The 25820-nt window shown below is 70.6% G+C and carries 20 protein-coding genes; 8 read left to right on the plus strand and 12 right to left on the minus strand.

The features are described from left to right. Positions 1–33: 33 nt before the first annotated feature. Positions 34–1416 carry a family 1 glycosylhydrolase gene (locus AC3DE3_RS03450; RefSeq protein WP_488368953.1) on the minus strand — a complete coding sequence of 461 codons (1383 nt, stop codon included), beginning with the start codon at positions 1414–1416 and terminating at the stop codon, positions 34–36. A gap of 223 nt (positions 1417–1639) precedes the next feature. On the opposite strand from AC3DE3_RS03450, the gene AC3DE3_RS03455 reads away from it, so the two are divergent. Both AC3DE3_RS03455 and AC3DE3_RS03460 read left to right on the plus strand, forming a co-directional pair. Continuing rightward, positions 1640–3289: an MFS transporter gene (locus AC3DE3_RS03455; protein WP_488368954.1), complete on the plus strand. Its 1650-nt coding sequence runs from the start codon at positions 1640–1642 to the stop codon at positions 3287–3289. Continuing rightward, complete coding sequence (locus AC3DE3_RS03460) at positions 3282–3899, plus strand: TetR/AcrR family transcriptional regulator (protein ID WP_488368955.1); 618 nt, start codon at positions 3282–3284, stop codon at positions 3897–3899. Before AC3DE3_RS03455 ends, AC3DE3_RS03460 begins: the two co-directional genes overlap by 8 nt. 73 nt (positions 3900–3972) lie before the next feature. Here AC3DE3_RS03460 and AC3DE3_RS03465 read toward each other — a convergent pair whose 3' ends face one another. The 4 genes from AC3DE3_RS03465 to AC3DE3_RS03480 all read right to left on the minus strand — a co-directional run bounded on the left by AC3DE3_RS03465 (position 3973) and on the right by AC3DE3_RS03480 (position 9326). Then, entirely contained in the window at positions 3973–5355 is a 1383-nt protein-coding gene (locus AC3DE3_RS03465; RefSeq protein ID WP_488368956.1) for a hypothetical protein, read from the minus strand. Positions 5356–5484: 129 nt separating this feature from the next. Next, on the minus strand, positions 5485–6603 hold the full coding sequence (locus AC3DE3_RS03470; protein WP_488368957.1) for a sterol desaturase family protein: 1119 nt from the start codon (positions 6601–6603) through the stop codon (positions 5485–5487). A gap of 82 nt (positions 6604–6685) precedes the next feature. Further along, positions 6686–8149 (minus strand): MDR family MFS transporter, encoded by a 1464-nt coding sequence (locus AC3DE3_RS03475; RefSeq protein ID WP_488369102.1) that lies wholly within the window; start codon positions 8147–8149, stop codon positions 6686–6688. A 175-nt stretch (positions 8150–8324) separates the two neighbouring features. Further along, positions 8325–9326 carry an arsenic resistance protein gene (locus AC3DE3_RS03480; protein ID WP_488368958.1) on the minus strand — a complete coding sequence of 334 codons (1002 nt, stop codon included), beginning with the start codon at positions 9324–9326 and terminating at the stop codon, positions 8325–8327. A gap of 59 nt (positions 9327–9385) precedes the next feature. Between AC3DE3_RS03480 and AC3DE3_RS03485 the strand changes: the two genes are divergently transcribed. From AC3DE3_RS03485 to AC3DE3_RS03505, 5 genes are all read left to right on the plus strand, one after another. Beyond that, complete coding sequence (locus AC3DE3_RS03485; RefSeq protein WP_488368959.1) at positions 9386–10249, plus strand: helix-turn-helix domain-containing protein; 864 nt, start codon at positions 9386–9388, stop codon at positions 10247–10249. Between the two features lie 120 nt (positions 10250–10369). Continuing rightward, positions 10370–11398 carry an iron-siderophore ABC transporter substrate-binding protein gene (locus AC3DE3_RS03490; protein WP_488368960.1) on the plus strand — a complete coding sequence of 343 codons (1029 nt, stop codon included), beginning with the start codon at positions 10370–10372 and terminating at the stop codon, positions 11396–11398. Between the two features lie 104 nt (positions 11399–11502). Further along, positions 11503–12468 (plus strand): FecCD family ABC transporter permease, encoded by a 966-nt coding sequence (locus AC3DE3_RS03495; protein WP_488369103.1) that lies wholly within the window; start codon positions 11503–11505, stop codon positions 12466–12468. Positions 12469–12506: 38 nt separating this feature from the next. Continuing rightward, positions 12507–13541, plus strand: a complete 1035-nt coding sequence (locus tag AC3DE3_RS03500; protein WP_488369104.1) for a FecCD family ABC transporter permease — start codon at positions 12507–12509, stop codon at positions 13539–13541. After that, on the plus strand, positions 13538–14392 hold the full coding sequence (locus tag AC3DE3_RS03505) for an ABC transporter ATP-binding protein (protein WP_488368961.1): 855 nt from the start codon (positions 13538–13540) through the stop codon (positions 14390–14392). The genes AC3DE3_RS03500 and AC3DE3_RS03505 overlap by 4 nt, the downstream gene beginning before the upstream one ends. 283 nt (positions 14393–14675) lie before the next feature. Here the strand turns inward: AC3DE3_RS03505 and AC3DE3_RS03510 are convergent, their stop codons facing one another. Both AC3DE3_RS03510 and AC3DE3_RS03515 read right to left on the minus strand, forming a co-directional pair. After that, on the minus strand, positions 14676–16664 hold the full coding sequence (locus AC3DE3_RS03510; protein WP_488368962.1) for a hypothetical protein: 1989 nt from the start codon (positions 16662–16664) through the stop codon (positions 14676–14678). Between the two features lie 102 nt (positions 16665–16766). Continuing rightward, a complete protein-coding gene (locus AC3DE3_RS03515) occupies positions 16767–18065 on the minus strand; it encodes an ATP-grasp domain-containing protein (RefSeq protein ID WP_488368963.1) in 1299 nt (432 codons plus the stop codon). Between the two features lie 206 nt (positions 18066–18271). Here AC3DE3_RS03515 and AC3DE3_RS03520 point away from each other — a divergent pair, with 206 nt between their 5' ends. Further along, positions 18272–18661, plus strand: a complete 390-nt coding sequence (locus tag AC3DE3_RS03520; protein WP_488368964.1) for a DUF1622 domain-containing protein — start codon at positions 18272–18274, stop codon at positions 18659–18661. Between the two features lie 71 nt (positions 18662–18732). Here AC3DE3_RS03520 and AC3DE3_RS03525 read toward each other — a convergent pair whose 3' ends face one another. The 5 genes from AC3DE3_RS03525 to AC3DE3_RS03545 all read right to left on the minus strand — a co-directional run bounded on the left by AC3DE3_RS03525 (position 18733) and on the right by AC3DE3_RS03545 (position 25561). Beyond that, the gene (locus tag AC3DE3_RS03525; protein ID WP_488368965.1) at positions 18733–19731 is read right to left on the minus strand and encodes an NAD(P)H-dependent flavin oxidoreductase; all 999 of its coding nucleotides are present in this window, start codon (positions 19729–19731) and stop codon (positions 18733–18735) included. Beyond that, the gene (locus AC3DE3_RS03530; RefSeq protein WP_488368966.1) at positions 19728–21464 is read right to left on the minus strand and encodes a class I adenylate-forming enzyme family protein; all 1737 of its coding nucleotides are present in this window, start codon (positions 21462–21464) and stop codon (positions 19728–19730) included. Before AC3DE3_RS03530 ends, AC3DE3_RS03525 begins: the two co-directional genes overlap by 4 nt. A gap of 41 nt (positions 21465–21505) precedes the next feature. Next, positions 21506–23023, minus strand: a complete 1518-nt coding sequence (locus tag AC3DE3_RS03535; protein ID WP_488368967.1) for a carotenoid oxygenase family protein — start codon at positions 23021–23023, stop codon at positions 21506–21508. Positions 23024–23111: 88 nt separating this feature from the next. Continuing rightward, positions 23112–24326 carry an acetyl-CoA C-acyltransferase gene (locus AC3DE3_RS03540; RefSeq protein ID WP_488368968.1) on the minus strand — a complete coding sequence of 405 codons (1215 nt, stop codon included), beginning with the start codon at positions 24324–24326 and terminating at the stop codon, positions 23112–23114. Further along, the gene (locus AC3DE3_RS03545; protein WP_488368969.1) at positions 24323–25561 is read right to left on the minus strand and encodes an acetyl-CoA acetyltransferase; all 1239 of its coding nucleotides are present in this window, start codon (positions 25559–25561) and stop codon (positions 24323–24325) included. The genes AC3DE3_RS03540 and AC3DE3_RS03545 overlap by 4 nt, the downstream gene beginning before the upstream one ends. Positions 25562–25820 lie beyond the last annotated feature (259 nt).

Raw genomic sequence — 25820 nt, forward strand, 5'->3', positions numbered from 1 at the left:
CCACTAGGGCAATCGCGTGTGAGGTCGATCCTGTTATCGCCCTGCCAGCGTCGTCAAGGGCCCTTCTGCCGACACCGGCCCGATGCAGCTGTCCGGGATCGTGGCCAGCGAGCACCACGCCGCCGGCAGCACCGGACGGTATCCGTCGGGCACTCCCCCGCCCGCGATGATCTCGCGGTAGGCGTCGACCCCCGACGTGGGTTGGCGTGTCAGAGTCGGGTCTCCGAGCACGTCCACCCGGTACAGCCCGAAGCGGGCGGAGTAGTCGCCCCATTCGTAGTTGTCGACCAGCGACCAGTGGTTGTAGCCGATCACCGGGTACCCGTCGGCCACGGCCCGCTGGAGCCAGAACACCGTGTCGCGCAGGAAGTCGCCCCGCTCGATCCCGTCGGCGCGCCCACCGTTGAGAGTCGGAATCCCGTTCTCGACGATGTAGATCGGCTTGCCCGGGTAGGCCTGCGCGTAGTGCGTGACCGCCTCGTAGATGCCCTCCGGCTGTGGCCGCACGGCCGCGAAGTCGTCCCACGCGGCGTCGATGGCGGTGAGGTTATTCAGCGCGACGCCGTAGTAGTAGTCGATGCCCACGTAGTCGACGACATCGGCCACCCGGTCCCCGATCAGCGTGTCGGTGAACTCGGTGGCCAGCGGCAGGTAGGCCTCGTTCATGGTGACCCTCGCGTCCGGGTCCGCCCGGTGGGCGGCCGCGTAGCCGAGCCGGTGGGCGGCCTCGATGGTGTCGAGGAAGCGGGAGAAGTCAGTGAAGGCGACCCGGCCGATGGTCATCTCGTGCTTGAAGAACACCAGGGGTTCGTTGAACGTCACCCAGAGGGTGCCGTCGCGGGCCCACCGGTCGGTGATGAGCTCGGCGAAGCGGCCGAATGACTCCACTGCGTTGTCCGCGAGCATCCCGCCCCGGTCGGCCAGCCACCCCGGGTAGACGAAGTGCACCATCGTGATCATGGGGGTCATGCCATGTCGGCGGACCGTGTCGATGATCCGGTCGTAGTGTCTGAGGGCCTCGTCGTCGTACTCCCCCGGCGCGGGCTCGATACGCGCCCACTCCACGCTCAGCCGGAAGGTGTTCACGCCCATCGCCGCGGCGTTGGCGATGTCCTCCTCGTAGCGGTTCCAGAAGTCCACCGCGTCACCCACCGGGTCGGTCTGACCCGTCGGCGCGGTCGCGTCGACATACCGCTTCCAGTTGGAGTCCGGGTTCGAGCCCTCCACCTGGAAGCCCGACGTGGCGACGCCCCAGTGGAAGCCGGAGCCCGGTGCGGCCGGGCGCCCACCAGGCTGGGCCGCTGCGCTCGGCTGCAACTGCGGGGCCACCGCCACGGCGAGGACGAGCGCCAGCAGCAGTAGAAGCGCCCTCCGGATGATCGTCGGATGTCCTGCCCCTCGCGCGCGTCCGCTCATGGGTGAACCCTAGGAAGCACCCTCGCGGACGGCAGCGGAATGACCCAAGTGCGCGAACCGCGAGCGCTCCCGACGGTGGCACTCCCCACACTTCTGGCCACCTGGCCAAGAAGGGTTGGCCAGTTGGCCAACCTCGTGTCAGGATGGTCTTCGCCGGGTGCGGATCGCCCCGGCATCGCTGCGTGCACACCGCCCGCAGTCCGACCGCCCTGGAGAGGCACTCGTGTCCCCCGCACGCCGCTGGACGGCCCTGCTCGTCCTCGTCCTTCCCGTTCTGCTGATCTCGATCGACATGTCCGTGCTCGGCATCGCCGTGCCCGCGCTGTCTGCAGACCTGCGGCCGACGTCGAACCAGCTGCTCTGGATCATCGACCTCTACTCGTTCCTGCTCGCGGGCCTGCTGATCTTCACGGGCTCCCTCGGAGACCGGATCGGCCGCAAACGGATCCTCATGATCGGCGCACCCCTGTTCGGCGTCGCCTCCCTCGTGGCCGCGTTCTCCACCAGTCCGGAGATGCTGATCGTCGGCCGTGCGCTGCTCGGCATCGGCGGCGCGACCCTCATGCCCTCCACGCTCGGCCTGATCCGCGCGATCTTCCCGGACCGCACCGAGCGACGCACCGCCATCGCCGTGTGGGCCACCGCGTTCTCCGGCGGCGCCGCACTGGGCCCCGTGGTCGGCGGGCTGCTGCTGGAGAATTTCTGGTGGGGCTCGGTCTTCCTCCTGAACGTCCCGGTCATCGCGCTGTTTCTCCTGACCGCCCCGTTCCTGCTCCCCGAGGCGAAGGACCCCAACCCGGGTCCGTTCGACCCGACCTCCGTCATCCTGTCGATCGCGGGCATGATCTCGCTGGTCTACGCCCTCAAGACCGGCGTGAAGGGAATCGACGGGGCGGTCCTCGTCGCCTTCGTTCTGGGTGCTGCCGCGCTGGTCTGGTTCGTGTCCCGTCAGCGCCGCCGCGAGAACCCCATGATCGACGTGACCCTGTTCGGGAACTTCGCGTTCTCCTCGGCGGTGTCGATCAACGTGATCTCGGTGTTCGCGTTCATGGGACTGATGTTCTTCCTCCCGCAGTACCTCATGCTCGTGCGCGGCATGGGCTCGGCCGAGGCCGGTCTGTGGATGCTGCCGCTCGCGGTGGCCGCCGTCGTCGGCACCCTGCTGGCCCCGGTCCTGGCGCGGACGGTCTCGGTGCGCACCGTGATCATGACGGGCCTGTCCCTCGTGATCGTCGGGTTCGTCATCGGCACCCGGTTGGACACCGCCGAGACGATGGTCCTCTTCACGCTCCTGTCGGCCCTGTTCGGCATCGGAGTGGGTCTGGCCGAGACCCTCACGAACGACGTCATCCTCACTGCCGCCCCGAGTGACCGCGCCGGCGCCGCCGCGGCGATCTCCGAGACCGGCTACGAGTTCGGCGGCGCGATGGGCACCGCCGTACTCGGCACCGCGGGGATGGCCGTGTACTCGAGCCGCGTGGTCGAGACCGCTACCCTGCCCGGCATGGATGCCGACTCCGCGAACGCCGCCTCCCAGACCCTGGCGGGCGCCCACGAGGTCGCGGAGACGTTGCCCGGCGGCGGCGCTCGTCTGCTGGAGGTCGCCGATTCCGCCTTCCTGGCGGGCATGGACCTCGTGGCCGCGATCGGCATCGGGACGGCGGCGATCACCCTGGTGCTGGCCTGGCGCGGCCTGCGCTCGGAGTCGCGAGCGGCCGGAGCGGTCGGGGCGCCCGGAGCAGCCGGGGCGGCGCCGGTAGAGGATTACGACACCGAGGCCGCCCACGCGACGGGAGGGCCGGAGGCGAACCTTCCATACGTGCCACCAGCCGCGCGGGCGGACACCGCCACGTCGGAGGTGAACCGTGGCTGACTCTCGCCGAGCACAGGTCCCGATCGAACAGCGCCGCCGGGAACTCACCGAGACCGCGGTGACGGTGATGGCGCGGGACGGGGCGTGGGCGCTCACGACTCGGGCCCTGGCGAAGGAGGCCGGGGTGCCCCACGGGTCCGTCCACTACGCGTTCTCCTCCAAGGACGAGCTGATGCGTTCGGTGCTGCGTCTGGACCTGACGCACCTGTCGGACCTGGTGCAGACGCAGCAGGACCGGCCGGTATACGGACCCGACGACGTGACCGCCGCCGTGGCCGAGCTCTTCGCGGCCTACGCGGATTCCGTCCTCGCCGATCCGAAGACGGAGATCGCCTACTTCGAGTTGTCTCTGATGGCGGCCCGCGACGAGCAGCTGCGGGCTCTCGCCGCGCAGTCCCACCAGGAGTACCGACGGATCATCGTGACCCTGCTCAGCAGCCTGGCCGAGCGTGCGGGCCTGCGGTGGGACGCCGACGTATTGCTGGTGGCCGAGCAGGCGATGACGCTGATGTTCGGGGCGGCGCTGGGTTGGTTCGAACTGCGCGACGACGCCCTGTTCCGGGCGGTGCTCGACGATGCCGCCGGGATGGTCGGTCGCCGACTCGTCTGAGTCGCCTGGTCCGCTCAGCTCAGCGCACCGTCTCCAGCCGGCTTGAGCTCGTCACGGAACGCATGCTCCGTCGTCAGTTTCCCCGGAGCGGATTGCCTCCGGGGTAGTGAGCGCTTGAGGCCGGTTCGGACACCTCTTTCGGGGTGTCCACCTTCACCTGGGTCTCAATAGAATCAGGACCGCCCTCGGACTCGGCCGACCCCCCTGTGTCGAGCCTGCGATCCGCGGCGCTCTGAAGCGCGCGACCCAGTGCACCGAGACGAGAGAAACTGCTATCGACCGCCCGGTCTCCGGCCGCATCGATTCTCTGCGCGGTCGCCTGAATCCGCTTGCCCAGCTCCCCGGCGGCGTCCCCCAGCGTCGGCCGCTCGGCGTCGTGCCATCCCACGGCCTGCAGCTGACGAGCCCGCGAGAATTCGTCGAGGGCGTTCTTCAGGACCTCTGCTGACTCCTCGAGCTTGTTCGTGGAGATCACCCGGTGGATCTCGAGCGGCCGGACGACTGACGCCGCGCTCAGGGTGGCGTTCACGGAGCTGTAGAGCTCTTCGTCGAGCCGGGCGGAGTCTGCCAAGATCTGCCGCGCGGAGAGGACCGTGGACTCCAGGAACTCCGGCTCCGTCCGCTGGACGTGCGCCACGCGCAACTGCTGGAACTTGAACATCGCGTCTTCAACCACTACGAGGAGGTTCAACGTCTCGTCGATACGATGCGAGTTCACCAGGGCGCTGACCGCGTTGGCGCGCTGATTGATCGGCGCGGAGACAACGACTTCGGCTAACGCGTTGGACACGTGCTTACGTAGCTGGTTCATCGTCACCGACAACTGGGAACCGACCGCAGCGACAGCATTCCAATCGGAGGTCGTCACGACTCCCGACTCGTCGAGTAGGTGGCAGTAGTGCGTGAGCATCTCGTGCAGCCCCAACACGTTGCCGACCTGGTCGGCTCGCGCGAGCTTGAGAAGAGCATCAACTTTGCCCTCCACGCGCTTGACGGCGCTCACGACCTCCGCGATGGCCATGCGGAGGGCGAACTGCACGGCGAGCATCTGCACGTTCACCAACTGGGCGGGATTCACCGGCTTGCCGGTGAATCGGACGTGGTGCGCGATCTTCGATCCCGACCTCGTCATACCGAGGTACGTATGAGCACCGTTCTTGGCCGGGATGAGCCCTTCACGGGCGAGGTGCGGCAGGCTCTCTTTGGCGACCTGCATGTAGACGCCGCCCTGCGCGGCCCGCCGGACTCCGTCGGCGACGGCAAGTGCGGCCGCCGCGTCTGCAGCCCGTCGTCCGCTGAGCATCGAGGTCGACACCTGGGCGCCGGCGCCCCTCAGCTGCTCCACGTAGGCCAGGGCCGCTTCCGTGGGGCCCGCTATGACGACCTCACCGTCTTCGATGTAGAGATCGAGTCCTACATCACCGTCGACACTTCGTCGGCCAGCGTCATCAGTCACCGTGTTGCTCCCCGTCCGTCGTTACCCGCGAGATGCTACGGGAGCGGTACGACGAGATATCACTACTTGCCCGCAGGGGAGACGTTGCATGCGGACCCCGCCGAGCCGTCCCCGACATCACCGGCGGCCCTACGCCCTCCGCGCCCCGGCCCACCCCGGCCCGCGCACCAGGTACCCCGCGCGGTCGCGCCAGGTCTGCGCGCGGAAGATGTCGCGCCCGATCGCGACCCATTCATGCGTGGCGATCCGTAGCGGGTTGAACGTGTCGATGTTGGCGGTCAGCCCGTAGACCACGTCGTCGCTCTCGGGTTCGTAGGTACCGAACAGACGGTCCCAGATGATGAGGATGCTGCCGTGGTTGCGGTCGAGGTACCGCCGGTTGCTGCCGTGGTGCACCCGGTGGTGTGAGGGTGAGTTGAGCACCTTCTCCAGCGGCCCGATCGACCGCACCGCCTCGGTGTGGACCCAGAACTGGTAGATGAGGTTGATCGCGCGGGCGTCCATGACGATCGCCGGCCGCACCCCGAGCAGCGAGAGCAACCCGTACGGCACGTAGATCGTCAGCGCCTCGGCGACGGGCTGGCGCAGCGCCGTCGACAGGTTGTAGCGCTCGCTTGAGTGGTGCACAACGTGCATGGCCCACAGCCACCGCGACTCGTGGGCGAGGCGGTGATTGCAGTAGTAGATGAGGTCCCAGCCGAGGATCCCCACCGCGTACGCCAGTGGCCCGGACCCCAGGTCGAGCGGGGACGTCCGGAAGAGCCGCGAGCTCGCGGTCTGGGCGCTCCACAGCGTGGAGACCATCACCACGGTCGAGGCCACGGCGGTCACCGCCGACCCGCCGGTGATCCGACGCAGGGCGGGCGGGACCGCCGCGCCGGTGGCACCGTCGGCGTCGGGTCCGGGGCCGGATGACGACGACGACAACGACCCCGCCTCACCCAGACCCGACCCGCGATGGCGGCGAATGACGTCTCCGGCGGTGGCCACGGCCGCCGCCCCGAGGGACAGGCCCATCACGCCTTTCGCGAATCGGCCTGTCCGCGGGGTGAGCGGCGAGAGCACCGCGGCGGAGATGTAGGGGGCGAGCAGACGTCCCACGCCCATCGAGAGGCTCGCCATGGTGTCGGCGAACTCGTAGTCACCCGCCCGCTCCCCGACGGCCGGGTTGCGCTTCTGCCACGCGTATTCGGCCGCCATCGCCCCGACGAACGCCGGGATGCCCAGGACCGTCAGATCAACCTTCACGCCATCCAGGGTATGGCGTGGGTCACTCCGGCGGGCGATCGACCGTCTACGCCCGGGCTGCCGGCTACACCCGAACTGCCGGTTACGCCGAGGCGGTCTCCTGCGCCGTGTCGTTCTCGGACCCCTCGGCCTTCGGCACCGAGGCCGGCCCCTCGGTCTGCGCGCTGTTGCGGACGAACCACACGCCGACCACGGTGATGAGCGAGATGCACGCGCCCAGCAGAAGTGCGTTGTGGACGCCGGTCATCTGCGCGGCGACGTCGCCCAGGCCGGACTCGGCGCCGGAGACGATTCCCAGCGTCATGACGGTGATGAACAGCGCCGTGCCCGCGGCGGCGGCGACCTGCTGCAGGGTGTTGAGCAACGCCGACCCGTGCGAGTACAGGTGCGGCGGCAGGGAGCCGAGCGCGGAGGTCATGAGCGGCGAGAAGAGGAACGCCAGGCCCACGCTGAGCACGATGTGCCAGACGACGACCGTGACCAGCGAACTGTCGGCGGAGAAGAACGTGTACATCCCCCACAGGCCGGCGGACGCGAGGATGGAGCCGGGGATGATGAGCGGCCGGGGGCCGATCCGGTCGAACGCGCGGCCGACGAACCAGCCGAGCACGCCCATGATCAGGCCGCCGGGCAGCAGTGCCAGCCCGGAGTTCAGGGTGCTGGTGCCCACGACCTGCTGCATGTAGAGCGGCAGCAGGATGAGGGTGCCGAACAGCGACATCATCGAGATGAGCATGAGGGCCAGGCTCACGGTGAAGGTCGGGAACGCGAACGCCCGCACGTCGAGCAGCGCGTAGTCCTTGAGCGAGAGCTGGCGCCAGACGAACACGGCCAGGGCGACCACACCGATCGCCACGGGGATCCACGGCGAGATGAGGGCGTTGTCGCTGGCGGCCTCGCCGATCGAGCTGAGACCGAAGATGAGGCCGGCGAACCCGATCGCCGAGAGGACGCCGGAGAGGATGTCGAGCGGGATGCGCCGGGGCTCGGTGACGTTGCGGATCAGCACCGCTCCGGCCACGAGTGCCAGCACACCGATGGGCAGCACCGACCAGAACATCCAGCGCCAGCTGAGCACGTCGAGCACCAGGCCACCCACGGTGGGGCCGATGGCCGGGGCGACGGCGATCACGATGGAGATCACGCCCATGGTGCGGCCGCGACGGTCGGCGGGCACCACGTTGAGCACGGTGGTCATGAGCAGCGGGATCATGATGGCGGTGCCGACGGCCTGGACGACCCGGCCGGCGACGAGCATGGGGAACACCATGGCCAGCGACGCCAGCAGGGTGCCGGCGGTGAACGTGCTCATCGCGATGACGAACACGGACCGCAGCGGCAGGCGCACGAGCAGCCAGCCGGTGAACGGGATGACCACGGCCATCGTGAGCATGAACGCGGTGGTCAGCCACTGCGCGGTGGCGGCGGTGACCGCGAACTCGCCCATGAGCTCGGGCAGTGCCACGGACATGATGGTCTCGTTGAGGATCACCACGAACGCGGCGCCGACGAGCAGGGCGATGAGCCGCACGGTGGCGGCGGGCATCGGCGGGGAGGCCTGCGGGGCCCGGGCCGCCTGTGCGGAATGTGGGGTGGCGGAGACTTCAGACGTCACGGTCGTCCTCTGGGATTGCGGTGTGAGCAGAGAGCAGAATCCGGCGCCGGCGGAGCCGCGCACGGGAACCCTCTGAAGCTACCGGAACCACGGTTCGGATGGCGGGTCAAGTGACCGGCGTTACCTCGGGGATGAGTCGCGGGACGAGCCGGACGAGGACGACCATGGCGACGAGCTCGACGAGGGTCTGGGTGACGACGACGAGGGCCGCCAGATCGAACGCCGCGGGCAGTGCCAGGACCAGCGGGAGGACGACCAGGGAATTTCGGGTCGCGCCACTGAACGCGATCGCCCGCCTGCCCGGCACATCGAGGCCCGCCAGCCGCCCGGCCGCCATGCCCACCGGCACCATGACCATGACGAACGCCACGTACACCGGGACCACCTGCACCAGTCCGCCGAGCCGCTCGCTGACCGCGCTGATCTGGGAGGCGACCACGAGCGCGAGCGTGGCGACCATGAGCGGGACCATCGCCGCGACCGCGCCCTGCGCCACCGCCCGACCGACTCGGCTGACGCGGCCGGCCCGGGCCGACTCCCCGCGGCCGGCGACGAACTGCGTCAGCGCCGCAGCCGCGAGAGGCAGCGCGATGAGCAGCACGAACGCCCGGACGAACGGGCCGAACTCCACCGTGTCCACGAACTCCGTGCCGACGAACAGCCACAGGTACAGCGGCATTAGCGCCATCTGGGCGAGCATGAGCAGCGGGGTCGCGGCCAGGAGCCGGTGCACGTCGGCTCCGGCGAGGCCGGCAAACACGAGGACGTAGTCGATACACGGGGTCAGCAGGACGAACAACACGCCCACCAGGAGCACCCGGTCGTGGGCGACGATCCGCGTCAGCAGCCAGACGATCGGCGGCACCAGCAGAAAGTTGACCGCGAGGATCGTGCCGAGGAAACGCCAGTCACGGAACGCCCCGCCGATGCGCGCGAACGGGATGCCGAGGAACGTCGCGTACAACAGCAGCGCGAGCACGGGCTGGATCGCGAGCCCCGCCGGGCGGGCCACCGCGGGCGCGAGCACCCCGACGACCCCGCCCACGACGAGTCCCGCCAGGTAGAGCAACACCTGGTGCCGCTCCATCCACTCCACGCTCGCGCGCATGCTCCTCCTCACGCCAGCCGCCGGGTCCCCGCCGATCAGATCAGGTCTACCCTGGCGGCGTGGAGACACGCACACTGCCCGTGTACCAGGCGGGCGCGGTGGTGATGCCGTTCGTCATCACGGGCATGGCCGAGCGCGTGGCCCGCGACACCGTGTGGGAGCCGCACTCGCATCCCACGCACGAGCTGCTGTGGAATCGCGCCGGGGCATCGACCGCGACCATCGGCGCGCGCACCTGGACCATCACCCCGTCGATCGGTCTGTGGATCCCCGCGGGGGTCCTGCACTCGGCCACGGCGCCGGCGGGCACGTGGTACCGCACGGCCCACGTCGACACGCGGACCCGCTCGCCCCTGCCGGAAGAACCCGTGGCGGTGGAGGTGACCCCGCTGCTGACCCTGCTGCTCGAGCGCCTGGTCGACCACGCACTGCAACCGAAGTCGCGGGAGCTCACCGAGCAGATGGTGTTCGACCTGCTCGAGCCCTCACCGCACGCCCTGCTCGTGCAGCGCCCGGACTCCGCGCTGCTCCGCCCGATCGTCGACGCACTCGAGGTGAACCCCGGCGACACCCGCTCGCTCGGTGAGTGGGCTGCCCGGCTCGGGGTGAGCGAACGGACCGTGACCCGGACGTTCCGCGCCGAGACGGGGCTGAGCTTCGGTGCGTGGCAGGCGGCGCTGCGCGCGCAGCACGCCGCGGTGATGCTCGGCGGCGGGATGCCGGTCGACGAGGTCGCGGTGCGGGTCGGCTACAGCTCAGCGAGCGCGTTCGGCGCGGCGTTCCGCCGGACCACCGGCCTCACCCCGGGCCGGTTCCGCGGGGCGGGACACTCGGACGAGGCGGGCGGCGTCGACGGGTCGGGCGACGCGGACGGGCCCGCGACCGGCTCACCCTTGTCCGAAGCGCTATATCCGGCGTCCTGATCAAGCGATTGCGCCCCCGACCAGCCGGGTCGTAACGTCTTAGGCCAGCCTCACCTAACGCCGATGGTGGCGTCGGGTGGGCAGCCCTGTCGACCTTTCGAGAGTGAGAGAGCCGCCCTGATGCGTTCTCGCGGTATTGCCTCTGTCCTGATCGCCTCCACGACCGCGCTGGTGTTGTCCGCCTGCGGGTCATCGTCCGAGGCCGACTCCCCCGGCGGTGCCGCCGCGTCAGGCGACTCGGGGGCCTTCCCCGTCGTCGTCGAGCACGCGCTCGGCACCACCACCATCGAGCAGGCGCCCGAACGGGTGGCCACCGTCGCGTGGGCCAACCACGAGGTGCCGCTCGCCCTCGGCGTCGTGCCCGTGGGCATGGCCGCCGCGAACTTCGGCGACGACGACGGCGACGGCCTGCTCCCGTGGGTCGAGGAGAAGCTCGACGAGCTGGGCGCCGAGACCCCGGTGCTGTTCGACGAGACCGACGGCATCGACTTCGAAGCCGTCGCCGACACGGACCCGGACGTCATCCTCGCCGCCTACTCGGGCCTGACGCAGGAGGACTACGACACGCTCAGCGAGATCGCGCCGGTCGTGGCCTACCCCGAGGAGGCGTGGGCCACCTCGTGGCGCGACGTCATCCGCTTCAACTCCCAGGGCCTGGGCCTCGAGGCCGAGGGCGACGAGCTCATCGGACGGATCGAGGGCGAGATCGCCGAGGCGACCGCCGAGTACCCGCAGCTGGACGGCACGGCGACCATGTTCATGACGCACGTCGACCCCACCGACCTGTCCACGGTGAACTTCTACACCGCCGCCGACACCCGGGCCGCGTTCTTCGAGGATCTGGGCCTGACCACCCCGAAGGCGGTGGCCAAGGCGTCGGCCGGCGGGAAGTTCTCGGGCAGCGTGAGCGCCGAGCAGCTCGACATGTTCGACGACGTCGAGCTCATCGTCACCTACGGCGACCAGTCGCTGGTCGACACGCTGCGCGCGGACCCGCTGCTGTCGCAGATGCCGGCCGTGAAGAACGACGCGATCGTGTTCCTCGACGGCAACGGCCCCATGGGCACCGCCGCCAACCCGACGCCGCTGGCCATCTCGTGGGTGCTCGACGACTACGTCGCGCAGCTCGCGGAGGCCGCCAGCAGGTGACCGCCGACCCGGCCACGGCCCCGGCCGCAGCCCCCGCGTCGGGCGTCGCGAGGTCAGCCGTCCAGGCTGTGCGACGCCCGGCGCGCGTGCGTCTGCTGTGGCTCATGGTGACGATCGCGGTCCTCGTCGTCGTCGTCATCGCCTCGGTGACCATCGGCTCCCGCACCGTCTCCCCCGACGAGATCGTCGCGGCGCTGGGCGGATCCACCGACGGCCTGGGCGAGGCCGCGGTGACCAAGCGCGTCTGGCGCACGGTCCTCGCCGTGCTCGTGGGCGCGGCCCTGGGCGTGGCCGGCGCGGTGATGCAGGGCGTGACCCGCAACCCGCTCGCCGACCCCGGCATCCTCGGCGTGACCATGGGCGCCTCGCTCGCGGTGGTCGTGGGTATCGCGTGGTTCGGGCTGTGGAGCTTCACCGGCTACATCTGGACCGCGATCGCCGGCGCCGCGATCACCGCCGTGTTCGTCTACGTCGTGGGATCCCTCGGCCGCGGCGGTGCGACGCCACTGAAGCTCGCGCTGGCGGGGGCGGCCACCTCGGCGGCGGCGTCGTCGTTCATCAGCGCGGTGGTGCTGCCGCGCGGGGACATCGCCGGCGGCGTGCGCTCGTGGCAGATCGGCGGCGTCGGTGGGGCGAGCCTCGAACCCATCGAGCAGGTGCTGCCGTTCCTCGCGGTGGGCGCGCTGATCTGCGTCCTCACCGCACGGCCCCTCAACTCGCTCGCGCTCGGTGACGACCTGGCCGCCGGACTCGGCGAGCACGTGCTGGCCACCCGCGCCGTGGCCTCCCTCGGTGCGGTCCTGCTCTGCGGCGCCGCGACCGCGGTGGCCGGGCCCATCGCCTTCGTCGGGCTCATCGTCCCCCACGCCTGCCGGCTGCTCGTCGGCGTGGACCACCGCTGGCTGCTGCCGTTCTCCGCGCTCACCGGCGCCGTGCTCGTCACCGCCTCCGACGTCCTCGGCCGGATCGTCGCCCGGCCCGCCGAGATCGACGTCGGCATCATCACCGCGCTGGTGGGAGCGCCGTTCCTCATCGCGATCGTGCGCCGGCAGAAGGTCAGGGAGCTGTGACCGCCGTCGTGGGTCGCGGCGCGCGGGCTCTCGCCCCCGTGCACTCGTCCGCTGTCGACGTCGTGGTTGCCGGTCGCCGCGCCCGCGGCCGCCGGCGCCGGCTGGTGATGGGCCTGCTCGTCGTGGCGGCCGTCGGCCTGTTCGCCGCCTCCCTCATGGTGGGCAAGACCTTCTACTCCCCCGCCGAGGTACTGGGGGTGATCCTCGGCCACGACGTCGACGGCGCGACGTTCACCGTCGGACGCCTCCGGCTGCCCCGCGCGGTGCTGGCCGTGCTCACCGGCGCGTGCTTCGGGCTGGGCGGCGTGACGTTCCAGACCATGCTGCGCAACCCCCTGGCCTCCCCGGACATCATCGGCATCAGCTCCGGCGCCAGCGCGGCGGCCGCCTTCGCGATCGTCGTGTTGGGCCTGGGCGGCGCGCAGGTGTCGGCGTTCGCGATCGTCGCAGGTATCGCGGTGGCGTTGGGAATCTACGCCCTGGCCTACCGCGGCGGCGTGGCGGGCACGCGGCTCGTGCTCATCGGCATCGGCATCGCCGCCACCCTCAACGCGGTCACCGACTACATCCTCAAGACCGCCCCGCAGTGGGAGCTGCAGGAGGCCATGCGCTGGCTGACCGGCAGCCTCAACGGCGCGTCGTGGGAGCAGGTCCGACCCGTGCTGGCCGCGACCGTGGTGTTGGCGCCCGTGCTGCTGCTGCTCGGCCGCGACCTGGGGCTGCTGCGCCTGGGCGACGACACCGCCTCCGCCCTGGGCGTGCGCACCGAACGCACCCGGATCGTGCTCATCATCGCCGCCGTGGGCCTCATCGCGTTCGCCACCTCCGCCGCCGGACCCATCGCCTTCGTCGCGTTTCTCGCCGGGCCCATCGCCGCGCGGCTGGTCGGTCCGCACGGCTCGCCGCTCATCCCGGCCGCGCTGGTCGGCGTCGTGCTGGTGCTGACGGCGGACCTGGTGGGCCAGTACGCGTTCGGCTCCCGCTATCCCGTCGGCGTGATCACCGGGGCCCTGGGCGCGCCGTACCTCGTCTACCTCATCGCCCGCACCAACCGCACCGGAGGCTCACTGTGACCGCCGACCACTCGCTCGAGGCCACCGGGTTGGACCTGGGCTACCGCGACCGCGCCGTCATCCGCGACCTGGACCTGCAGGTGCCGCCCGGGGCCATCACCGCGATCGTCGGCGCCAACGCGTGCGGCAAGTCCACGCTGCTGCGCTCGATGTCCCGGCTGCTGCGGCCCCGAGGCGGGCAGGTGCTCCTCGACGGCGAGCAGGTCCACCACATCCCCGCTAAGAAGCTCGCCCGCACCCTGGGGCTGCTCCCCCAGTCGCCGATCGCGCCCGAGGGCATCACCGTGTCCGACCTGGTGGGGCGCGGCCGCAATCCGCACCAGGGGATGCTCTCGCGATGGACTCGCTCCGACGACGAGGCCGTCGCCGCCGCCCTCGAGGCCACCAGCACGCTCGAACTGGCCGACCGGGCAGTGGACGAGCTGTCCGGGGGCCAGCGCCAGCGCGTGTGGATCGCCATGGCCTTGGCCCAGAACACCGACCTGCTCCTGCTCGACGAACCGACCACGTTCCTCGACGTGGCGCACCAGGTGGAGGTGCTGGACCTGCTGGTGGACCTCAATCGCGACCGCGGCACGACCATCGTCATGGTGCTGCACGACCTCAACCTCGCGGCCCGCTACGCCGACCACCTGGTCGCGCTCGCCGACGGCCGCGTGCACTGCAATGGTGCGCCCGACGAGGTGCTCACCCCGGAGATGGTGCGCGCGGTGTTCGGGCTCGACGCCGTGGTGATCGACGACCCCACCTCGGGCCGGCCGCTCATGCTGCCTCTGGGCCGGCACGGGGTGATGCCCGATGCGGGCGCAGCCGCGGCGGGGACGCACGCGGTTGGGGCGCGGGACACCTGAGCCACGAGCGGGGATCTCGTCAGGGAGGCGGGCGGGCTCGACAGAGAAGCCGCGCGAGTGCCGCCGGATACGCTGCCCCTCTGCCGTGTGCTGCCTCTATGCACGTGTCGACCGGGCTCATGCTGGCAGAATGGACCATTCCCGCAGCGCAGGTCAGGGCGGCAGCGCACCCCGGCGGTGGTGTGATGCCGCAATGCCCGCACACGGCCACGCCCGGATGCTCGGTGGCACCACGGGGAGGAAGCCCCCGCTGAATCGCGCCAGCCACACCACAATCGGCTCGTCAGATCTCCGGTAGCCGGTCGGCGCCCCAACTGCCGTGGATCAGCTCGGTCACCCGCGAGATCTCGTCCGCCGTGACCGATGCCGTCTCGCCGGGCTCGAGGGTGTCGAAGTGGAAGATGTACAGCCGCGAGACGAACTCCTCGAACGGCAGCGACGACTCACCGAACCGCTCGCCGCTCCCGGCGGTGCTCACCACTACTCCGTTGCCCCAGTCCTGCCCGCTGTCGTTGTTGGGGTTGAAGAAGTAGACGCGCATGGTCTCGTCCGGGTCCAGCGCGACCCGCAGGATCGTGATGGCGTGCCACCCCACGAACCTCGCGGAGGAATCGGTGACGGCCACGCCCGCGGGCTGCGGGTGGATCAGCGGCTGATTGCCGTTGTGGAAAGGGTGGTAGCTGCCGTAGAAGTGGCGCAGGAAGTCCTCGAGCCCGGTCAGCCTGCCGGTCTCCACGTCCACGTTGATGCGGAAGCCCCGGGCCGCCCACCAGCCGTGGAACTCGGGGTTGACCCATCGGTGGGGGTCGCCCGGGCGGTCCGCACACTGCCGACCCATCTCGGCGTAGATCCGGTCCAGGTGCGGCACCACGAGCAGCGACACGGGGTCCAGGTCCACGGGCAGCGTGGTGGCCAGGCCCGCGTCGAGTTCGCGGGAGGAGATCGGCCGGCCCTCGAAGTGCATGACCACCTCGTTGTCCCGCGCGGCCCACGCGATGATCTGCAGCAGGTAGTCGGGGTCGTTGTACGCCCAGATCGACAGCGCCCGGGCGGACTGGCAGGTGGGGTTGTCGCCCTGGCCCACGCCCAGCGGCTGGCCGAGCATCGACAGGGTCCCGGCGAGCAGCCAGACGCGCCCCTCGTGGGCGGAGCCGCAGGAGAGTGCGAGCCGCTCGGCCGCGTAGTCGGACAACGGCAGTGCCGACAGCCGCCACAGCGCCGGTGCGACGGGCGGCTGGAAGAGGATCCCCCGCTCGAGAAGCAGCGCCAGCCCGTAGACGGATTGCGCGGTCTCGGGGTGGACGGCCGCGTCGATGAGGGCGTCGACGAGAGCGTGGAAGCAGAGCAAGCTCTCGCGCCCGGTGCTGGACAGTCCCAGCGCCTCGCTGAGCAGGAAGCTGCCCTTCTCCCGGAGGAACCGGACCAACACCGGGTGGTACGGGGAGACGAGCCCGGTGTCGTGCATGGACCGGGCGAACCCGGTCGCCTCGTACTGCAGGGAACCCTCGTCCATGGACTCCAGCCGGGAGAGGTAGACCTCCACCCCGGGATCCTCGCGGCTGGCCTCGGTGGTGCCGTAGATGCTGCTGATGAGCCGGTCGATGCCCACGCCGCCGCCGCTGGTGTCGACCTGCGGGTCCCGGCGCGCGATCGCGATCTGGGTGATGGTGTGTTTGATCTGGTCCACCTGGATGGGGCGTTGCCGCAGGATGCGCCAGATCTCCTCGACCAGTTGGTCGAGCACGCCGTCGAGGCCGATCTCCGCGGCGATGTGCGCCAGCGCGGTGCGGGTGACCGTCGCCATGCGGCCCTGCTGGCTGCGCTCGGCCTCGGTGGCGACGGTGAACAGCAATGAGGCGTTGACGGCGAGGACCTCGGTGAGGTGCTGCCGCGCCTGCTCGGGTGTCACCTCGGGGTGCTCGTACTCGCCCAGCGCCACGGCGACGAGCCGCAGGTCGCTGACGATCTCGATGACGACCTTGTCGGAGTCGGGACTACGGAGCGTGCCCGCACTCAGTGCGGGGATCAGCGACGCCGGCGACGCCCAGTCGGTGCCGTCGAAGAAGCCGGCGGCCTCGAGGTCGTGCGCCATCGACTGCACGGCCCGCGCTCCCCCGTCCCGGAGAAGCACCAGACGCACGCCGTCCAACACCCGTCGCAGTCGCGACGCCTTGGCCACGTCGCCGGCCTCGGCGAGCGATCGGGCGGCGTCGACGAGCGAGGCCACCCGCTTGTCGAGCACTCGCGCCGTGTCGGGCTCGTCGTCTCCCACTGGTCCACTCTCCGTCCTTCGCGGCGGCGTCTGCCACGTCGCCCGACTTCTGACCACGTCCGCTCGCCGGTACCGTACCCGCGCGGGCACCCGGCCGAGGCGTCACACGTAGAAGTCGAGGTCCTCCTGGCGCCGCAGCACCGAGCGCATCTCGTAGGCGTCGTCGCCGTGGAAGTAGACCAGGCCCCAGTGGGTGCCGAAGGCGGTGCGTTTGGTGACGGTCTCCTCTACGGGTGCGGTGAGCTCGTGGGATTCGAAGTACTCGTGGTCCTCCGTCTCCTCGGGGATCGCGAGTGTGGAGACCACCCGACGCCGCGGGTAGACGCCGCAGCAGCCCGCGTGACCCTTCGCGTCGACCACCTCGCGGGGGAAGAACGCCTCGATCTCCTCCTCGGTGGTCCTGGGGTCGAACGCCAACACGAGGCCCTGGTAGGCGTTGAACCCGTAGACGCGCTCGAGCAGCTCGAAGACCTTGAACCCCGGCGGCCGGTAGGCCACCTCGCCGAAGTACATCTCGCCGTCGCTGGTGACGAAGTACTCGGGGTGCACGAACCCGAACTTGATGTCGAAGGTCTTGATGAGCTTCTCGATCTGCCGGGTGATCTCGGGCCTGTACTTCTCCAGCTCGGGCGAGGCGGGGACGAACACCGAGTACCCGAGCGTCACGTACTCGGAGATGTTGAGGAAGACGATCTTCCCGTTGTGGATCCAGGCCTCCACGGCGAACTCCCAGCCGTCGAGGTGGGACTCCATGAGCACCGGGAACTCTTCGTCGGGGATCGTGTCGACCTCGTCGGGCGTGCGGATGACGCGGTGGCCGAGGCAGCCGGCCTTGTCGAACGCCTTGAGGTGGATGGGGTCGTTGGGGTCGCCGTCGAGCTTGAGCAGCGTCTGGTTGACGCGCTTGAGGAACCGGATGACGTCGTCCCGCTCGTGCGCCTCCTCGAAGATCCCCACGCGGATCCCGCCGAGCTGCGCGCGACGCTTCATCAGGGCCTTGTCGCGCAGCAGCAGCGACTGGCCGTAGAGCGTCGGGTTGTCCATGAGCATGGAGTTGATGGCGCCCGCCCACTCGACGGTCTCCTCGAACAGCGGGATCGCCACGTCCACGCCCATGTCGCGGAGCGTCTCGGCGATCTCCATCGAGCGGTCGTTGAGGCGCTCGAAGTCCCACGGGACGAACGGGATCTGGTGCTCGCGGCAGTAGTCGGCCGCCCAGATCGGGGCCACCACCACGTAGCGCCGGTCGAAGCGGCTGAGCGCGTCGACGGCGTTGGGCACCCAGCCGAGCAACGCCACGTAGCCCTTGTCCGGGTCGCGCAGATGCTCGTGGGGGTCCTGCACGGGATGGGCGGCCGTGTCCACGGCTGCGTCGGTGGCGAGTGCGGTGGGAGTCTGCAAAACCGGTGGTCTCCTCGGTTGGTAGTGGGCGGCGGGTGACGCGCGGCGGATGACGCGCGGGGGTCGTGGGCCACAAACGTACCCAAGTGGAGCGCACGCGCAACTGGTCGCGAATCACCGAACCCCGGGGGACGCGGCGGCGTGCTCCCTAGGCTTGCGGCGAGAGGTCGACCGCCCTGGCGGGACCCGACTGCGAGGAGAGCGACATGAACCTTCAGGAGACCATCGAGGCCGTCGGCGAGGTGATCGATGCGCTCGGGGTGGCCGCGATCGTCATCGGCATCCTGGCGGCCACGCTCATCGCCGGGTGGCGTCTGCTCAGCCGGCAGCCGGACACCTACCGGCACTTCCGCCGGTTCCTCGGCAGGTCGATCCTGCTCGGGCTGGAGATCCTCGTGGCGGCGGACATCATCAAGACGGTCGCGGTGACCCCGACGCTGGAGAGCGTGGCGGTGCTGGCCGCGATCGTCGTGATCAGGACCTTCCTCAGTTGGTCGTTGGAGCTGGAGATCTCGGGCCGGTGGCCGTGGCAGAAGTCGAGGGCCCCGGAGCCCGCGCCCCGCGACGCCGCCACCTCACCGGCGCCGTCCAACTAGGGTCACTGCGCGGATCGGGGGGCGACGACGACAACAACGACGACGTGTTCCCCGGCCGGCCGGAGTCCCGCTCACCGCACGGTCAGCGCCCGCCTCTCCGCGACGGCGGCGAGGCGGTCCTCGTACTCCCCGGCCAGCTGGTCGACGATTCCGGCGACCGGGTCGATCGCGCGGATGGACTGCAGCCCCTGGCCGGCCGCCCACAGGTCCTTCCACCTCTTGATGCCCTCGTCGCCGGAGGTGTAGTCGCGGTCGGCGAGCAGTGGTCGCAGGTCGTCGGGGTCCATCCCGTTGGCCACCAGGCTGGGTCGCAGCCACGACGCCGGGGTCCCGGTGATGGCGTTGCTGACGATGAGATCATCCGGGCCGTGGTCCACGACCATCTGCTTGTACGGCTGCTGCGCCTGACTCTCCTGCGCCGCGAGGAAGCGGGTGCCCATGTAGACCAGGTCGGCGCCCGCCGCGACGGCTCCGGCCACCCCGGCGCCGTCGGCGATCCCGCCGCCGATGATCACCAGTCCGTCGAAAAACTCGCGTACGGCGGAGATGAACGCGAACGGGGACATGTGGCCGGTGTGCCCGCCGGCGCCGGCGGAGATGCAGGCCATGCCGTCGACGCCGGCCTCGGCCGCCTTGTGCGCCAGGGACATGTTCACGACGTCGGCGACCACGATGCCGCCGTAGCCGTGGACCACCTCCATGACCGGGCGCGGTGATCCGAGGGCGGTGATGACGATGGGCGGCTGGTACTCGGCCACCAGTCGCAGGTCGTCGGCGAGGCGGCGGTTGCTGCGGTGGGTGACGAGGTTGACGGCCCACGGCGCCGCGGCGGGGCCGGCGTCCTGAAGCTGGTCGGTGATCTCGCGGAACCACCGGTCGAGCTCGTCGACCGTGCGGCAGTTCTGGGTGGGGAACGAGCCGATCACGCCGGCCCGGCAGGCCGCCACCACGAGTTCCGGTCCGGAGACGAGGAACATCGGCGCGGCGACCACGGGGATCCGCAGCCGGGACAGCAGCGCCGTGTGCGTGCTCTCCGTCTGCTCGCTCTCCACGTGCACTGCCCAGCTCACTTCGCCTCACCGCTCACGGCGACGGGCTGGCGGCGCAGGTCACGCTTGAGCAGCTTGCCCACGGCGTTGCGGGGCAGCTCGGGGCGCACCTCGAGCCGCTCGGGCAGTTGATACGAGCCGATCCTGCGGTCCCGCAGGTACTCCACCAGCTCCTCGAGCGTGAGGCTCTGCCCCTCGCGCAGGGCGACGACGGCGGCGACCCGCTCCCCCAGGACCTCGTCGGGGTCGCCGATCACGGCGACCTCCGCGACGGCCGGGTGCTCGGCGATCATGGCCTCCAGCGCCACGGGGGCGATGTTCATGCCGCCGCGGATGATGAGGTCCTTGTTGCGGTCGACGTACACGAGGAACCTCCCGTCCTCGCCGGCGATCTCGAACACGTCCCCGGTGCACAGGCGACCCTGCTCGTCGAAGGGGCTCGAGAGGTTCTCTCCGTCGAGGTACCCGGCGAACACGGTGGGCCCGTCGATGCGCAGCTCACCCGGGACGCCCGGGGTGGTGATGTCCTCCCCCGTCTCGAGGTCCACCAGGTGCACGCCCACGCGGTCTCCCAGGAACACCTCCCACTCCACGCCCGGCGCGCCGTGGCGCGGGAAGAAGCGGGCCCGCTCGTCGGGGTTCGGGAAGTCCTCGGGCAGCGACTGCAGGGCCAGGCCCTCGTTCGAGCCGAAGTTGTTGATCACGCTGAGGCCGAACCGCTCCTGCCAACCGCGGACCATGGCAGGCTGCAGCGGCGCCGAGCCGGAGCCGATCTGCTCGAGGCTGGACAGGTCGACCTTGGCCAACAGTGCGTCGTTGTTGAGCAGCATCCACAGCAGCGCCGGCGGGGCCAACGTGTAGGTGACGCGCTCGCCTGCGATCTGCGCGAAGAAGGTGGGCGCGTCGAACGGGTGGTGCTGGACCAGCAGACTGCCGGTGAACAGCCAGGGCAGGAACATGCCGCTGATCCCGGCCATGTTGATCATGGGGAACGGGTTGAGCAGGACGCTGTCCACGGTGACCTTGGGCCCGGAGGTGGTGCCGTCGCCGATGGACACCCACTCGTAGTCCGCGCGCGGGACGCCCTTGGGCTCGCCCTCGGTGCCGGAGGTCCAGCACAGGGTGACGCAGTGGTTGGGGTCGTGGGAGTGCTCGGCGCGCCATGCCTCGACGCGGGCGCGGTCCGCGTCGCTCGCGGGGCCGGAGACGATGTGGGCGTCGGCGACCTCACCTGCCTCGGAGGCGGCGCCGACGGTGAGCACGACCGGCTGCGGGGACATGGCCGAGCGGGCGGCGATCGACTCCGCGGCGGGGCTGCGGTCCTGGAACCGGCTGGCCGTGAGGATCGCCCGGAAGCCCGCCTTGCGGCCCATGGTGCTCAGTTCGTACTCGCGGTACTGCATCGCCAGCGGGGAGGCGACCGCCCCGATCGCCCAGGTGGCCAGCAGGGCTTCGGCCAGCTCCACCGAGTTGGGCATCTGGATCCCCACGACGTCACCCGCGCGCACCCCGTGCTCCAGCAGACGGGCCGCCAGGTGCACCACCTCGTCGTCGACCTCGTTCCAGGTGAGCCGCCGCGGCGGCGATCCCACCAGGGACTCGCGGTTGAGGGGGTCGACCACGGCCACGGCGTCGCCGCGTTCGGCGACCCGGGCGAGGAACTCGCCGTACAGGGTGCGGTCGTCCCACCAGCCGCGGGCGCGGTAGTCGGCCACGCGCTCGGGTGAGTGCATCCCCTCGGTGAACTGGACCATCTGTCTGTCTCCTTGAATCGGACGTGCGTTGGTGGGGCTGGTCAGAGCTTGAGCGCGTCGGCCATCGAGTCGTGGGTGCGCCAGCCGGGGATCTCCGCGCCCGACGCCCACGTGGAATGGGTGCCGGAGGACACGCGCTCGGGCAGGCGGACGCGGGCGATCGGTCCGTCCTCGACCCGCTGCGCGTCGAGCACCAGGCACTCGGACAGGTCGCGGTTCATGTCGACGGTGATGGTGATGAGGTAGCCGTCGTCCTCCGCGGTGGATCCGACGCGCGGGGCCATGGCGGTCTCGCTGCAGAACACGCCCTCGTCGAACTCGTAGGAGGTCTCGGCGCCGGTGAGCAGGTCGTGCTTGACCACGCCGTTGAACAGGAACCAGCCGGGCTTGTTCTGCGCGGCGTAGGTGTAGCGGTACTCCTGCCCTCGGAGGCGGTCGTTGATCATCCCGAACTCGGTGACGCGATCCGAAAGGTCATACTCGCGGACCTGCCCGGTACGCATGTTGAGGTGCCAGCGGTGCAGGCGGGCGCCCATGCGGTCGGCGGCGAGGTACCGGAAGGCGCGCTCGTACCCGGAGCCGCGGCCGTCGTCCGCCGGCAGGGGGAACTGCTGGAAGAAGCCGTCGAGGATGACCTCGTCGCCGCTCTCGTAGGCGTTGGTCCAGTGCAAGACGAAGGTCGGGTCGGCCTCGAACCACACGATGTCCGCGGCGGTGCCCCGCCGCGGGATGACGGCCAGGCGGGTGGGGATGTCCGGGTAGAACCGGTTGGCGTACTTGCCGTGGGCCAGCGCCTCGGGGTCCCAGAACAGTGGGCAGTCGTTGAGAATCGCGTAGTTCTCGGTGTACGCCATGTCGTGCGGCAGACGCGGCCCGGGCAGCGGAACCTCGGTGTAGTGGACCAGCTTCTCGTTCGAGTCGACCACTCCGTAATGCATGTAGGGCGCGTCGGTGCCGTAGTTGAAGAACAGCATCTCGCCGGTGGCGAGGTCGACCTTCGGGTGCGCGGACACGCCCAGGTCGGTGGGGAACGCCCCGTCCCAGGTGGCCTTGCCGCGGGTCTCCAGGGTGAGCGGGTCGAGCTGGTACAGGTCGCCGCACTGGTAGAAGCTCGACAGCGCCCGGCCGTTGTGGACGGTGACGTCGGTGCTGGAGGAGTCCTTGAGCAGGCCGCGCGCGCCCCACCCGTGGTCGACGCGGGCGGCGGACGGCTTCTCGGCGATGCCCGGCCACAGCGGCCCGCCGGCCTCCTGCTCGGCGATCAGCCCGTCGGTGCGGACGAAGCGGTTGCGGTAGAACGCCTCGCCGTCGCGGAAGCCCACGACGTGCATCATCGCGTCGCCGTCGAAGGGGTGGTAGATGCCCGACAGGGCGTTGTGCACGGGGTTCTCGGTGTTGCGCAGGTAGACGCCGTCGAGGTCGGCGGGAAGGTCGCCGATCACCTCGAGGTCGTCGGCCGCGCGCTCGGTGTGCTGAGGGCGCCAGGGGCCGGTGCGGTAGGGGTGGTCGTCGTCGGCGGGCAGCGTGCTGAGGATGCGGCCCAAAACCTCGGTCTCCATGGGTGGTCCTTTCGGTCAGAGAAGTGGGGGGTGCGCGGCGGGCTCGGCGCGCGGCGGTCGGCGCGAGGTGGTGCGAGCGGTTCGGCGCTCAGCGGGCGGCCTCGAGGATCAGCGCGGTGCCCAGCCCGGCGGCGCCACTGACGGCGGCGGTGGCGTAGCGGCCACCACCCACGCGCAGCTGCTCGACGGCCTGGATCGTGAGGATCGCGCCGGTGGCTCCGAAGGCGTGGCCCATGGCGATGGTGCCGCCGTTGACGTTGAAGCGGTCGTCACCGAAGCCGCACTCGCGTTGGATCTTCAGGCAGAACGCGGAGAACGCCTCGGCGAACTCCACCACGTCCATGTGGTCCGGGGTGAGGTCGGCGCGGGTGAGGGCGCACCCGATGGCGGCCTGTCCGGCGCCGAGCATGCGCACCGGGTCGGCGCCGACCGAGGCGCCGGCGACGATGCGCGCCAGGGGTGTCAGGCCGGCGCGCACGGCGGCGGCGAGGGTGCCGACGACGACGAGGGCCGCTCCGTCGGCAAGCGAGGGCGACGTTCCCCGAGTGTGCAGGTGGTCGATCCTGTCCAGTTCCGGGAGGTGTTCCAGGGCGAGGGCGTCCTGTCCGTCGGCGCCGAGGGCGGCGAACGCGGGCTCCAGGGTGGCGAGCTGCTCGGCGGTGACCGGGCGCATCAGCTCGTCGCGGCTGAGCACCACCCGGCCGTCGGCGTCGCGGACCGGCATCAGGGTGGAGTCGAAGAACCCACGGTCCCACGCGCGGGCCGCCAGCTCCTGGGTGCGGACACCGTAGGCGTCGAGTTCTTCGCGGGTCAGCCCGAGTTCGGTGGCCCCGATGTCAGCGGCGATGCCCATGTGGACGCTGCCGATGGACGAGATGACCTCCGCATCCGCCCAGAGAGGGCCGCGATCGGCGAACATCGGCGCCTGGGAGACCGACTCCACTCCCCCGGCCACGATGAGGTCGGCCTGCCCGGAGCCGATGAGCCCGGCCGCGTTCTTGATGGCGTCGATGCCGGAGGCGCAGAAGCGGTTGACCGTCTGACCGGCGACCGAGTGGTCCCAGCCGGCGGTGAGCGCGGCGGTGCGGGCCAGGTTGGCGCCCTGGGCCCCGGTCTGGGTGGCCGAGCCGAGGATGATGTCGTCGACCGCCGCCGGGTCGAGGCCCACGCTGTCGACCAGTCCGTTCAGGAGCTGCTCGACCAGGCTCAGCGGGGTGATCCCGGCGAGCGCTCCGCCGGCGTGGCCCTTGCCGCGCGGGGTGCGCAGCGAGCCCAGGATGTAGACCTCGCGACCGGCGCTCATCGGACACCCCGGGTGAGGACGGTGGCGACGGCGGTGGTGAACGAGCCGCCCACGTTGACGGTCATGGCGGTGCTTGCGCCGTCGATCTGCTGCTCGCCCGCGCGGCCGGTGACCTGGTTCGCGGCGTCGAGCACCATGCGCACGCCGGTGGCACCGACCGGGTGGCCGTCGGCGAGCAGTCCGCCGCCCGGGTTGACGGGCAGCCGGCCGTCGCGGTCGATCGCACCCTCGGCGACGGCGGCACCGCCGGCGCCGGGTGCGGCCAGGCCCATGTGTTCGATGGTGACGATGCCGTTGATGGAGAAGCAGTCGTGGATCTCGGCCACGTCGAGGTCGTCGACCCCGTCCAGACCGGCCCGGCGGTAGGCGTCCTCGACCGCGCCCGCGAGGTGCGGGAACATGTGCTCGGCGCCGGCGCTCTGGGCGAGTTTGTCGGCGAGCAGCAGGGTGGAGGTGCGGTGGCCGAAGCCCGCGAGCACGGCCTCGTTCCCCAGATCCGCGCCCGTGCGTTCGGCCCAGGCCTCGGCGAACCGGCGGCTGACCAGGACGACGCCGGCCGCGCCGTCGGTGATGCGGCCGCAGTCGGTCTTGCGGAGCATGCCCTCGACGAGCGGGTTGGCGTCATCGTCGGGGGTGAACGCGGCCGGCTCGAGGTCCCAGGCCCGGGTCTGGGCCTGGGCGTTGCGGCGGCCGTTGGCGAAGGCGATCTCCGCGAACCGGCCCAGGTGTGCGGGGTCCAGGCCGTAGCGGGTGTCGTACTCGGCGGCGATCTCGGCGAACAGGGCCGGCCAGGCGAACTCGGCATCGAGTGCCTCGCGGCCGGCCCACGCGGCGGTGCCGAGGTTGTCGGCGGCCTGCTTGGCGGAGACGTTGCGCATGAGTTCGATGCCCAGCACGAGGGCGACGTCGTATCGGCCCGAGGCGATGTCCGCGCTCGCGGCGAGCACGGCGGTGGACCCGGAGGCGCAGGCCGCCTCGTGCCGGGTGCTGGGCACGCCGTCCAGGGCGGGCTCGGCGGCCACGACCATGCCTCCGAGCTGCGCCTGTCCGGAGAACAGTTCGCCGGCGAGGTTGCCCACGTGGATCACGTCCACGTCGCTCGCGTCGATCCGGGCGCCGGCGAGTGTGGCCGGGATGACCTCGGTGAACATGTCGAACAGGCCCAGGCCCTCCGACGACCACTTGCGCGCGAAGTCGGTCCGGCCGCCGCCGAGGACGTACACGGGCTCACTCATCTGGTCCTACCTCCACCCGACGGGAACGCTGTCCCGCCCGCATCTGTTCGTCTCTTCGCTCCGTGACCCGACGCCCGGCCCGACACGGACGAGAGTGGCGCAGGTCACGCCTGTCGTTAATGTAGCGCCACACGGCCATTACTACAACAGTGAGAGCGCTATGGCCACCGTAAGTCCAGTTCATACCCCCAACGCGATCCGATCACTTCATATGGGTGAGCACCGCACCGCGGCTGATACGCTGGCCCGAGTCGCGAAT

This window comes from Dietzia sp. IBK-p2-16D (genome assembly GCF_057773085.1).